Annotated in this window: 10 protein-coding genes; 3 read left to right on the top strand and 7 right to left on the bottom strand. The window is 41.0% G+C overall.

Going from position 1 to position 13,362, the window contains the following annotated elements; translation table 11 throughout:
* Positions 1-307: 307 nt before the first annotated feature.
* On the top strand, positions 308-3,430 hold the full coding sequence (locus AC1DOK_RS17085) for a transglycosylase domain-containing protein (RefSeq protein WP_477555510.1): 3,123 nt from the start codon (positions 308-310) through the stop codon (positions 3,428-3,430).
* A gap of 78 nt (positions 3,431-3,508) precedes the next feature.
* On the opposite strand, the gene acsA is transcribed toward AC1DOK_RS17085, so the two are convergent.
* Positions 3,509-5,233: an acetate--CoA ligase gene (gene acsA / locus AC1DOK_RS17090; RefSeq protein WP_477555511.1), complete on the bottom strand. Its 1,725-nt coding sequence runs from the start codon at positions 5,231-5,233 to the stop codon at positions 3,509-3,511.
* Between the two features lie 242 nt (positions 5,234-5,475).
* Here acsA and AC1DOK_RS17095 point away from each other — a divergent pair, with 242 nt between their 5' ends.
* Together AC1DOK_RS17095 and AC1DOK_RS17100 are read left to right on the top strand one after the other, a co-directional pair.
* Positions 5,476-6,114 carry a GNAT family N-acetyltransferase gene (locus AC1DOK_RS17095; protein ID WP_477555512.1) on the top strand — a complete coding sequence of 213 codons (639 nt, stop codon included), beginning with the start codon at positions 5,476-5,478 and terminating at the stop codon, positions 6,112-6,114.
* 19 nt (positions 6,115-6,133) lie between these two features.
* Positions 6,134-7,321 (top strand): acetoin utilization protein AcuC, encoded by a 1,188-nt coding sequence (locus AC1DOK_RS17100; RefSeq protein WP_477555513.1) that lies wholly within the window; start codon positions 6,134-6,136, stop codon positions 7,319-7,321.
* A gap of 96 nt (positions 7,322-7,417) precedes the next feature.
* Here AC1DOK_RS17100 and AC1DOK_RS17105 read toward each other — a convergent pair whose 3' ends face one another.
* The 6 genes from AC1DOK_RS17105 to AC1DOK_RS17130 form a co-directional block, all read right to left on the bottom strand.
* Positions 7,418-7,708: a hypothetical protein gene (locus AC1DOK_RS17105; protein ID WP_477555514.1), complete on the bottom strand. Its 291-nt coding sequence runs from the start codon at positions 7,706-7,708 to the stop codon at positions 7,418-7,420.
* The gene (locus tag AC1DOK_RS17110) at positions 7,677-9,209 is read right to left on the bottom strand and encodes an ABC transporter transmembrane domain-containing protein (protein ID WP_477555515.1); all 1,533 of its coding nucleotides are present in this window, start codon (positions 9,207-9,209) and stop codon (positions 7,677-7,679) included. The genes AC1DOK_RS17105 and AC1DOK_RS17110 overlap by 32 nt, the downstream gene beginning before the upstream one ends.
* A complete protein-coding gene (locus AC1DOK_RS17115) occupies positions 9,206-10,969 on the bottom strand; it encodes an ABC transporter ATP-binding protein (RefSeq protein WP_477555516.1) in 1,764 nt (587 codons plus the stop codon). The genes AC1DOK_RS17110 and AC1DOK_RS17115 overlap by 4 nt, the downstream gene beginning before the upstream one ends.
* An 80-nt stretch (positions 10,970-11,049) precedes the next feature.
* The gene (locus AC1DOK_RS17120) at positions 11,050-11,754 is read right to left on the bottom strand and encodes a 5'-methylthioadenosine/adenosylhomocysteine nucleosidase (protein ID WP_477555517.1); all 705 of its coding nucleotides are present in this window, start codon (positions 11,752-11,754) and stop codon (positions 11,050-11,052) included.
* Between the two features lie 62 nt (positions 11,755-11,816).
* Positions 11,817-12,821 carry a catabolite control protein A gene (gene ccpA, locus AC1DOK_RS17125; RefSeq protein ID WP_477555518.1) on the bottom strand — a complete coding sequence of 335 codons (1,005 nt, stop codon included), beginning with the start codon at positions 12,819-12,821 and terminating at the stop codon, positions 11,817-11,819.
* Between the two features lie 94 nt (positions 12,822-12,915).
* Complete coding sequence (locus tag AC1DOK_RS17130) at positions 12,916-13,338, bottom strand: hypothetical protein (RefSeq protein WP_477555519.1); 423 nt, start codon at positions 13,336-13,338, stop codon at positions 12,916-12,918.
* Between the last annotated feature and the right edge of the window lie 24 nt (positions 13,339-13,362).

Below are 13,362 nucleotides of genomic sequence, written 5' to 3' on the forward strand. Positions count from 1 at the left end.
GGATAAAAATATCCGTTAACATAATTGACTTAATCATCAACTTTGATTATAACATCAATCTTGTGTGTATTCAATGCGTCTATTGACGTTTTTTTGCGTTATTAAGAATGTTGCCTTCCTAGGACGATGAAATTGAATTCCCTTGATTATATACATACAAACCCCTTAGCCAGATTATAAGCTAAGGGGTTTGTTGTTGTTATACCAGCTTCACATTCGCGAATTTACGTTTACCAACCTGCTGTCCCGTAATTCCCTTTTATGGTATAATTAGACCGGCTCGTTTAAGGAGGAATCATATAAACTTATGGGGAAACTGACCAATTTTACCAAAAAACCAGGCGTTCGCAAAACCGGGAAGTGGACATTGTTCACGATTAAATGGCTATTTATTACCGGATTGACAGCCTGCTTTTTTGGCGGCGCTCTAGCTTTCGGATATGTTAGTGCGCTTGTCAAGGATGATCCAGTTCGCACCAAACAAGATATGCAACATGAAATGCAGCAAAATGCGATCACTGGATTTGTTTATTTTAACAAAGACGATCAAATGATTGGCCAACTTCGCACAGAGGAAGACCGGCGGCTAGCTGAATTGAAAGAAATACCGCAGGTTGTACTCGATGCTGTATTATCCATCGAAGATAAAGACTTTTATGAACACTATGGTATCGATATTTCAGGGTTAGTTCGTGCTGTTAAGCAGAAAATACTGAATGAGCAAGTCCAAACTGGCGGCAGTACGATTACACAACAGCTTGCACGGATCGTATTCTTAACCTTGGATAAAGAAGCAGATCGTAAAGCCAAAGAAATCCTACTCTCTTTGCGGATGGAAAGAATGATGTCCAAGGATCAAATATTACTGGCATATTTAAATAAAATCCCATATGGTAACGGTTCGACTGGATACAATCTATATGGAATTAAAGCTGCCGCCAAAGGTATTTTTGATATCGAGGACTTATCCAAAATCAATATAGCCCAAGCAGCATATCTCGCCGGGCTACCGCAGCAACCTAGTAACTTCTCAGCGTTTGCTGGTGATGGCAAATTCAATTCAGAAGGCTTCAAATCCGCAGTCGAGCGTCAGAAGCTTGTGCTCAAGCGCATGTTACAAGAGAACAAAATTACAGAAGCAGAATATCAAACAGCACTTGCTTTTGATCTCTATGGTTCTTTAGCCAAACCAAGTAAGAAAGCCTATAATACATATCCATTCCTGATGATAGAAGCGGAAAAACAGGCAACCGACATTCTGACTAAAATGCAGTACCCTGATCTTGATCCTGAGAAGGATAAAGATAAATACAGCAAAGCATATGAGAAAATGCACCAACAGCTTCTACATGGTGGTTATCAAGTCTACACGACTATTGATAAAACGATCTATGACTCCATGCGCAGCATAGCTGAGAATAAGAAGAACTTCTCTCCTGAGGATAAAGTAAAGGGAATTGAACAAGTTGGAGCTATCATGCTCGACTCTAAAACTAGTGCTATTCTCGGTATGATCGAAGGACGAAGCTTTGGTGATGAACAGCTTAATCACGCAACTCAAGCTTATCGCCAACCAGGTTCTGTCATGAAACCTGTTGCAGCTTATATTCCAGCAATGGAACAAGGCTTAATTCAACCAGGCTCAATCATTGATGATATCCCTATGATTATGAAAGACGGCCAGAAGGGCTTTCATATTCCACAGAATCACGATAAGAAGTTTCACGGGTTAATTACAGCTCGTAAAGCCCTAGATCAATCTTATAATATTCCAGCACTTAAAATATTCAACGAGATGATTGGAATCGAGAATGCTTGGAATTTCGCAAGACAAATGGGTGTTACTTCTCTTGGTAAACAGGATCTTCAAGCCCAAACAGGTGTAATTGGTGGATTATCCAAGGGTGTTACAGTCAAGGAAATGACGAATGCATATGCAACGATGTCTAATCATGGCGATTACAACCCGGCCTATATGATTCGTTCCATCAAGGATTCTGAAGGTAAGTCAATCTATACACATAATCTCAAATCAACCAATGTGTTCTCAGAGCAAACAGCTTACCTTATAACCGATATGATGCGAACCGTCATTTCGCAAGGAACCGGTGGACATGTAAACAAGCAATTCAAATATAAAGATAAAATACCATTCGTAGGTAAAACTGGTTCAACGCAAGATGACTCTGATGCATGGTTTATGGGCTATTCGCCAGATATTACAGTTGGTGTGTGGATTGGGTTCGAGAAATCCATCAATACACTTAGCTCCAAGAATGGCGAAACTAAACATGCGATGGAGATTTGGTCTAAAGTTATGAATGAAGCGTATGAAAAGAAGCCAGAGCTTTTCCAAGCAAAGAGCTTCGTTAAACCAGATAACATTGTGTCAGCAACTGTTTCTTCTGTTTCCGGTAAGCTACCAAATAATTTAACGAAAGAAGCTAAGCTTCAAGTTACTGATATTTTCAATCGGAAGTACTTACCAACCGAAGAAGATAATATGATGACCAAAGCCAAAATTATCTCTTACAAGGGACTTAATTACATTGCTAATCCGTTGACACCTGATGAATTCATAACAGAAAAAGTTGTCATTCTACGTGAAAAACCGATCAACGAGATCATGAAGAAATTGGAAGAGATTCTGCCTAAACTACCTAGTAAAAGTCGGAGACCTCTTGAATCTTATAAGCCACTCGACTATGATTCTGCTGCACCACAAGAGCCAGATCCACGTGTAGATGATGGTAGTGCACCTAATCCACCTAGCTCAGTTCTAGTTACAACAACTGGTGAGAATGCTGTGATTACGTTCCAAGCAAGCTCATCGGAGGATGTTGTGGGCTATCGCATTTACCGATCCAAAAATATTGGAAATTATTACTTACTTAAAGGTCAGGTTGTACTTGCAGGTGCTGAAACAAAGATCACAAATCCAATCACACCTGGAAGCACATATACGTATTTCGTTACAGCGGTAGATGTTGCTGGTAAAGAATCTGGGCCAAGTAATGCCGTTAATACAGACGGTATGCACATTGATCCGGGATTACTGCCGAATCCATCCACTTTGCCAAATGAAGGTAGTGGTACTGATAATGGTGATAATCCTTCAGACACCGAGCAGCCCAAAGAAGATGGTCCCGTCTTCGAAGCACCTGCTTCACCAACGGGTATTAAGGTAGAACCGAATGGCGTTGCTCTTGTCTTCCACTGGAAACCAAATAATGCCAAAGACCAAGTACAACAATACAACCTTTACTTCAGTGAAACTGAAGATGGCGATTTTGAGAAGGTTGGAACGATTAAGGGCGCAAACTCTAAACAATATTTATATATTGGACTTACATTCTCTGGCTACTACAAGCTGACAGCTGAGAATGAAGCTGGTGAGTCTGCTCCTTCAGCAACAATTAATTTCAAATAATAACAAACAACCCCTTGCATTCCTAATTAAATGGAGTGCAAGGGGTTATTCTTATGTTAAAAAGTATAAGTTCGTATATTAGTCCTCAATCGTAGACAAATCACCTGTTGGAAGACCAAGCTCCCAAGCTTTAAGCACACGACGCATAATTTTACCTGAACGTGTTTTCGGTAATTTATCTTTGAACTCAATCTCACGTGGTGCAGCATGAGCTGACAAACCTTCTTTAACGAATTTTGCGATATCTGCTCTTAGCTCGTCTGAAGGTGTATAGCCATCACGTAAACCAATGAAAGCCTTGATGATCTCGCCACGAATTGGATCAGGCTTACCAATAACCCCCGCTTCTGCAACTGCAGGATGCTCAATAAGTTTACTTTCAACCTCAAATGGACCTACTCTCTCGCCTGCTGTATTAATAACATCATCAATACGACCTTGGAACCAGAAATAACCGTCCTCATCACAATAAGCTGAATCACCAGAGATGTACCACCCTGGAATGCGGAAATACTCATCAAACTTCGCTTGGTTATTCCATACTTTACGCATCATGGAAGGCCATGGTGTCTTAATTGCTAGATTACCCATTCGATATGGAGGAAGCACATTCCCATTATCATCAATAATCGCTGCATCAGTGCCAGGAATCGGACGGCCCATGGAGCCTGGCTTAATTGCCATCGCTGGATAGTTACAAATTAAATGACCACCAGTTTCCGTCATCCACCATGTATCATGAATGCGTTGACCATATACCTTAAGTCCCCAACGAACAACTTCAGGATTGAGCGGTTCACCAACACTTAGAATATGACGTAAGGATGATAAATCAAATTGCTGAACCATCTCATCGCCAGCACCCATTAACATGCGAAGTGCAGTTGGTGAGCTGTACCAAATCGTAATCTTATATTTTTGGATCGTGCCATACCAATCAGTTGGAGAGAATCGGCCTCCTCGAATCACATTCGTCGCACCGTTCAGCCATGGTGCGAATATACCATACGAGGTTCCAGTTACCCAGCCCGGATCAGCATTACACCAATATACATCATCTTCCTTAAGGTCAAGCACAGTCTTACCTGTATAGTAGTGCTGAATCATTGCATTATGAGCGTGGCAAATGCCCTTCGGCTTGCCTGTCGACCCAGAGGTATAATGAAGGATTAATCCGTCTTCACGGTCAACCCATTCAATTGCAAGTTCATCAGAAGCTTCTGCCATTTCCTTATAGTAATCGACAATCCCTTCGCCTGCCTCCACATCTTGACCCACAACAATGATATGCTTCAGATTCGGGAGTTCAGAGGCCGGGACACGTGATAGAAGCGCTGGAGTAGTAATGATTGCAACAGCTTCGGAATTCTGCAAACGATCACGAACGGCCATTTCCATAAATGCCTCGAACAATGGACCTACAATTGCACCAATTTTAATAGCTCCTAGAAATGAAAAATAAAGTTCAGGAGTCCGCGGCATGAAAATAAATACGCGATCACCTTTCACTATATCCAGCTTGCGAAGTACATTTCCGAACTTGTTCGAATTCAGCTTCATTTGCTCGAATGTATAGCTTTCATCTCTTTTATCGTCACTATAGTGCAGTGCGACTTTGTTAGCGCGCGAGGTTTCTGTATGTCGATCAATCGCTTCATACGCCATATTCACTTTGCCAGTTTCATTCCAAGTAAAATTCTTCTGAACTTCCTCCCAAGAGAAATTCTGTCTCTCTTCTTCATAATTTTTCATATTGGGATTTGTAGCCGTAGCCTCAATAATCTCTATACTCTGTTGCTCCATTCTCCGATTCCTCCTAACTATTGATAAAACGCTTACATAACGAGCTATCCTATAATGTCTCTTAAACAAAAAAATTAGGTTAATCCATTTTTAAAGCTTGTTCACAAAGTTGTCAGAAGATATTGAATTATAGCAAAATTATTATAGCATACCACCCTATTTTTGCCTATTCCAATTTCATTTCTAATTAATCTATGTTATAAGTAATTACAAAGAGTCTTCATAAAAAAGGAGTCTAAAAGATGGAGCACCGCAAAATATATCACTCCATAACGATGCAAGCAAGTGATAGAAATTCAGAGATTATCGTTGAGGGACCTGTCACTCCTGAACACCTGCAAACGCTTCAAATGCATGCCGATCTTGATTCATTCCGCAGGCCTAAAGACCAACTTGAGGCTTTAATTGAGATTGCAGCTCTTCCAGAGGGGCGTATTATTATATCGAGGTCCAGTAATACAATTGTTGGTTACGTCACCTTCCATTACCCTGACCCCATTGAACGCTGGTCGCAGGGCAATATGATAGACTTGATTGAGCTTGGTGCGATTGAGATGGCAGATGATTATCGAGGCCTAGGCCTAGGTAAGAAAATGATCCGTCTCGCATTTGAGGATGAGCAACTCGAGAACGTCATTACCTTTACAACGGAGTATTATTGGCACTGGGATCTTGAGAAAACAGGATTAAATGTATGGGACTATCGTAAAATGATGGAAAAACTAATGAAATGTGTAGATATGGAATGGTGCGCAACCGATGATCCCGAGATTTGCTCTCACCCAGCGAATTGTCTAATGGTTCGTATAGGTAAACGAGTACCCCTCTCCTCTGTGGAACAATTCGATCAAATCCGTTTTCAACGACGGTTTATGTATTAGGGTAAGGGGAGATGAGTTGATGAACAATAATAACAGTTCACCTGTTTTTATTTTTAATGAGCATGAAGCTCGTTATCGATTTTATGAAGAGCATCCCTTTAATCAGAAACGATTACTACTGACTGTCGAACTCCTTCGACAAATCGATGCACTTGACCCTGCTGCAATTGTAACACCTCGATTCGCAGAAGATAGTGAGCTCCATTTGGTTCATAGCAAGGATTATGTAGAAGCCGTTAAACAGCTAAGCATTCTTAATCCATCCGATCAATGGCAACGAAGAGCAGCACAATATGGACTTGATACAGAAGATACACCTTTCTTCGAAGGTATGCATCAAGCAGCTTCCATGATCGTAGGTGGATCGATACAGGCTGCCGAACTCGTCATGTCAGGTCAGCATCCACATGCTCTGCATCTTGGCGGAGGACTCCACCATGCTTTACATAATAAAGGTGCTGGTTTCTGCATCTATAACGATGCTTCCGCAACGATATCTTATATTAAGCAGAAGTATGGATGCAAAGTACTATACATTGATACAGATGTCCATCATGGAGATGGTGTTCAGTGGGAATTCTATACGGATTCAGACGTATGTACGCTTTCGATACATGAAACCGGTAAGTACTTGTTCCCTGGGACAGGCGGCGTTGGCGAACGCGGAACAGGTGATGCCTTTGGGAAATCAGTCAATATACCAATCGAACCCTATACAGAAGATGACTCTTGGATGGAATGCTTCGAGGATGCACTCGACACGGTTGTAAAGCAGTTCAGGCCAGATGTCATTGTATCCCAGCATGGCTGTGACGCGCACGCATTTGATCCGCTCGCCCATATTCATTGCTCTATGGACATCTATCGTCGTATGCCTCAGCTCATTCATCAGTACGCACATGATTATTGTGATGGCAAGTGGATTGCATTAGGTGGAGGCGGTTACGACATTTGGCGTGTCGTACCAAGAGCGTGGAGCTTACTGTGGTTAGAAATGACAGACCATACTCTCTCTTCACAGCTTACAATAAATCAAGAGCTTTCACTTCCCGATGCTTGGCTCACACAACACGCCAAGGACAGTATATGGCCGCTTCCAACTACATGGCTTGACCCTATTTACAAATGGGAGCCTATGCCACGAAGAACTATCATTACAAATAAGAATCGCGAAATAAAAGAATTAGCACTTATGTATTTAAAATAATGTAAATATTCGATCAATTATACAAATCGCCTGCTTAACCGAACTAACGGATAAGCAGGCGCTTATTTTCACTCTTTACTTTTCACTCTTTACTTTTCACTCTTTACTTTTCACTCTACAATTTCCCTCTACATCCCCGTCACCAGTCCACAAAAGCCGCATTTCTTCTGATGTATGGAGTAGATGTGTCAGTGTCCCTTCTGCTTCAACCTTACCATCCTTTAATACAATAATATGATCCGCATGTTTTAACGCAGCCTTGCGATGTGAGACGACCAAATATGTTGCCCTATTGTTAGCAAAGAGTCGATCCCAAAGTAGTTGCTCAGTAGCAACATCCAGTGCACTAGATAAATCATCGAACACGAGCAGTTCCGCATCTCTCACGAACATACGTGCAGCTGCTGCACGCTGTATTTGACCTCCAGACAGCTTGACCCCACGAGGTCCTATTTAGAGTATCCAGTCCATTCTCAAGCTCTAATACATCCCACTCCATCACAGCCATATGAATAGCAGTACTTAGCGTTTCAGGTTCATCTGGTAAGCCTAAAAGGATATTCTGCCTTAACGTTTCACTATAGAGCCTAGGTACCTGTGGTGTATAAGCACTCCTAGGTGAAATAAAGAATGATCCAGGATCTTCTACAACTTCACCATTCCAGCGAATATCCCCCTGTTCATGGGGTAATAAGCCGAGCAGAGTTCGAACTAGTGTAGTTTTACCAGAGCCAATCCTACCTGTTATGACCGTAAATGAATGACGTGGAATATGAAGATTTATGGACTCTACGCCTCTATTCGATCCAGGATAATGGTAGGTCAAAGAATTTACCTCTACGAGCTCAAGACGATCTTCTGCACGTTTGATCATTGGTTCAGGCTCGGGATGGGGAGTCCGTAAATACAGGGGATGCGATTCCACTAACTTATTAACCTTGGCCCCCTGTAGTAAATGCTCCAAACGAGTCTTCGATACACTAGTCTGCTTGTAGAAGGTTAGAAATTTGCCCAATCGTTGAATAAAGTCAGTGACCATCGTTAAGTAATACACGAAAATAGCAAAATCTCCAATAGAAAAGCTACCTGCCTGAATTTCCTTTGCAGCAAGCAGAAGAACTAAACCAATACCGATACTCGACATATTCGCAAAAATTGAATTTAATAGCTGAGTAAATAACTTATCTTTCAATACCGAAAAACGTCTGCGATCATTGAGTTGCTCAAATCGATGGATGACTCGTTTCTGCGCACTTGCAACCTGTATCGCTTGAACAGAACTGAACATTTCACTTATAGCTTCTGTTACTCCAGCAGTGGACGCTCTACTTGCAGCACGATATTTATGCAATAATGCGGTCGACATCTGAGCAATAGTAATGATAACCACCAAAGGTAGGAATACCCATAGTGTAAGCTCCGCGTTAATATTCAGTAGAATAATAAAGGCTCCAACGGAGAAGAACAGGATGCCAATCACATCTGCTATCCAACTAGCAGTTTCCTCAATTTGCCCTACATCATCCCGAAATTGGCTTATGGCCTCACCAGGAGAGCAAGGAATAGCTCTTGCACCGGGTTGTTTCAACACATGCTGCAGCAAATTTCTGCGAACTAAACCACCAATACGAAACCTAAAATTGAAATCTGTCAAAAAACCCATGTAGATCGCAATCACTCTCGCAATAGCAGCCGCAAGCATGAAAATGATCAAGGTCCAGACACTAAACGAATATTGTGAAGTTCCCGCTAGTGTGTCAAAAAATTGTTTAGTAACGAGTCCAGGCAGAATTGGAATTGAATAAATAGTAACCCATGTCACAATATTCAATAAAAACAGCACAGGTCGATAAAACACTAGCTTACGCATGAATGTCCACGTGCTCATACCGGGATCTCCTCCATTCCGACAGCTAAGAGCTGAGAAAATCTAGAGCTAGCATCCGAGATAAGACTTAATCGCTTACCCTGCTCAACAATTTGTCCGTGCTCAAGAATTAGAATATGATCGACGCGTTCAATTGTGGCCAGACGATGAGCAATAATGATCGAAGTACGTCCTTCTAGTAGTTTACTAATGGCTCTCTCGATCTTCTGCTCAGTCGCTAGATCAAGCCTAGATGAAGCCTCATCAAGAATAATAACACCCGGATTAGCTAAAAACACACGACCAAACGCTAATAGCTGAGCCTCACCTGCTGATAATCCACCGCCTTGACTCTCAAGCATTGTATCTAGCCCTAAGGATTGATCACTGAGCCAATCACCTAATTCTAGCTCTTCCAGAATCGTAATAATCTGTTCATCTGAGATGGCATCATCATAGAAGGTTAGATTATCGCGAATGGTTCCTCTGAACAATTCAATCTGCTGGGAGACGAATCCGACCCGTTTGCGTAAATCATGTACTTGCCAATCTCTTAGATCGGTCTGATCTAGATATATCCCTCCTGAACGCGGATCGTAGAATCTGAGCAGCATTCTAGAGATGGTTGTTTTGCCACTACCAGTTCGTCCAAGAATACCTAATGATTGACATTCCTTCAGTTCAAAATGAATATCACGAAGCGTCGTAAGAGCGTCTTCATAGCCGAAGTACACATGATCAAATCGAACAGATAAAGCCCCTTCCTTCACATTATATTCATTGTGAATAGCTCCATCTTGAATCAGTGATTCAATACCAAGTAGTTCTTTCACACGACTAATGCTTGCATCTGCTCGCTGCAAATCTTGCATCTGCATCCGAATATTCTCAATTGGACCTGCAAGAAGCTCTGTATAATAAATAATCATAAAAACTGTTCCGATCGTAATACTTCCTTGATCCCACAAAATACTACTTAGTGCAAAAGAGAGTCCCATACCTATTGCGAACACAAATATCGATGTTGCCCATATCGAAGCAGCTCCTAGCATGGCGCGCTTTTGAACAGGCAACCAACGCTTTAGAATCCCCAGAAAACGATTCATCACATAACTACTAGCTCCACTAGCACGTGTATCCTCTGTTCCTTCAAGATGTTCGCCAATAAACCCATAAAACTCACCACTTATTTCCCTTACTTTACCCCAGTAAGGCACCGAGAACTTGCGTACATATTGAATGGACCAGATAGCGAACACTACGAATACCAACATAGCTAAGCCAACCTGCCAACCCTCAATAAAGAACATAACTAAAATACCAGTTACCAGTAACAAATTGGTCATCAGTGTCACAACAAAGTTCGAGAAGAAATTAGCTAGCGCATTAATATCACCATCCACACGCTCAATAAGCGTGCCAGATGAGTAAGAACGATGAAATGTCATATCAAGGTTTAAGCAATGAGCCGCTACCTTACTTCTTAACTGATTTGTTGCGATCCAGCCTACATTCTCACTTATGTACGTAGCAATAATCATAATGACTTGATGGAGTATGGAGACCCCGATAAACAGAATCGCTGCATACCATAGCTTGGATAAATCAGACTGCGTGCTAGATGTATCAATAAAATAACGAATAATTTGGGGATTGATTAATTGTGCGCTAATCGAAAAAAGAAGTAAGAATAAGAGTAAACTAATCTTTTTCCACTGAGGACGTAGATAACTGTGTAGTAATTCGATGTATTGCCCCAGAGGAATTCGAAACTTTGACATATTCCGTGCCCCTTATATCAGAACAAAGCAAAGATACCTTTAACAGGTGTCTTTGCTTAGATGACTGACTACATAAATTTCTAGTTAATTGCTTGCACCATATCTTCTACGATCGAGTAAGAATTCTGTGAAGCTAGCTTAGTAAATTCAGTAAAGTTTACTTCTGCAGAACCATCTGCTTTGTCTGACATCGATCTAATCACAACGTAAGGGATATTATGCATCGCACATACCTGTGCAACCGCTGAGCCCTCCATCTCCACACAGGCACCTTCAAACTCACGCTGTAGCATGCTAACAACTTCAGGGTTAGCGACGAACTGATCGCCTGATAGAACGCGTCCTAATACTGCTCGTCCAGGAAACAGCTTATCACACGAAGCTTTGGCCAGATTAACAAGCTTTGCATCAGCAACGAATACAGAATCCTCTTGATATGGAATAATACCACGTTTGAACCCAAGTGCAGTTACATCCATATCATGCTGTAAGCACTCAGTAGAAACAACTAGATCACCAATTTCAAGTGACGGATCTAACGCACCAGCTACTCCAGTAAATATAATAGCATCTACATGAAATGACTCAATTAATTGCTGTGTACATACAGCAGCATTAACCTTACCAACACCAGTCATGCATACAACAACTTGCTTATTGTAAAACTGACCTTCACGGTATAGAATACCCGCTTTCTTTGTTTCAGTCACGTTCTCCATGCGGCTAAGCAGCATTTCAACTTCTTCCTTCATTGCACCAATTAAAGCTAGTTTATTCACTTTCACTTACGGCTTCCTCCTTTAATGTAGAACAAAACAGCTCAATATTCTTCAAATAAAAAAGTGGCTCAAACTTGAGCCACCGAATTACGTTTAATCACTTCATGTGGTAGTAAGATTTGTGTGTGTTCTATCTGTTCTTTATTCATCAGCTTTGTAAGTAGCCGCATCGAAACTGCTCCGATATCATACATTGGCTGTGCAACCGTGGTCAGCTGTGGCCGAACCATCGATGCCATTCGAATGTTATCAATCGATATGACAGACACATCTTCAGGTACACGCAGTCCATGATCTTGAATCATATGAATAGCGCCAATCGCCATCTCGTCGGTTGCAGCAAAAATAGCTGTTGGGCGTTCCGGTAATGTTAGAAAATATTTGGTTGCTTCCATACCAGATTCATAATGATAGTTACCTACACGTATATAATCCTCTGGTAAACTTAATCCTGCTTCTTCAAGTGCTTCCTTGCATCCTTGATAACGTGCATATCCAGTAGCAGGATCTTGAAGTGTAACAGAAATCATAGCTACTTTCTTATGCCCTTGATCAATTATCAGCTTAACAGCATCATGTGCAGCTTGTTTGTGATCAATCGTTACCGATGGAATAACTTTATCTTCATCTGTTGTCCCGCAAAGAACAACAGGTACGGAAGATGTGCGGAATGCTTCAAGATGCTCGTTTGTTATGACTCCACCCATAAACAATAAACCATCTACCTGTTTTTCTAGTAGTGTATTAATAACGCGAATTTCTTTATCCTTCTTCTTGTCAGCATTACTTAGAATGATATTGTAATGGTACATATTCGCGATATCTTCTATTCCACGTGCTACTTCAGCAACGATTGAATCAGAAATATCAGGAATGACAACACCTACAGTTGTCGTTTTCTTAGATGCTAGACCTCTCGCGACAGCGTTAGGACGGTATCCTAAACGTTCAATCGCTTCAAATACTTTCTTGCGGGTTTGTGGCTTTACATTGGGATTATTATTAACAACCCTTGAAACGGTTGCCATTGATACACCAGCTTCTCGTGCTACATCATAGATCGTTACGGTCACGGCACATTCTCTCCATTATTCATAATATGTGTATTCGTTTCCAGTTCAGTACGTTTCATTTATGATACGATAAAAGTAAACTTTTCGCAATTAACTAAGAAACTGTAGCATCAGTTTGAGATTTTAATGTGTTTAATTGGAGCAATCGTTTATAAATATCTTCTGTCCATTCGATGTCTTGTAAAGACTTGGCCAATATAAATGTATCAAGTAATTCATTAATTCGCTCTTCAATTAATTGTTGAACCGTACAATTATGGTATTCCTTAGCTAGGATTTGAACATAAAAAAATGAGATCTCCGACAATTCATGATACTTAATAGATACCTCATCCTGATGATCTTCATATTTCTCAATTAACTGCTTCAAATCAAGCTTAACTTCAGATAGTATTTCATTAATACCACAATGATTGCAAGCATAAATAGGTACACTCTCAATGGTAATTAATTCATGATAAATAATGGTGCTAAGCTGAACCACAACAGTGTTACCGCAGCTACATAACTTTTCCATTGTTAGCAATCACCTCTAATCTCA

This window comes from Paenibacillus sp. P5_B5, assembly GCF_056400365.1.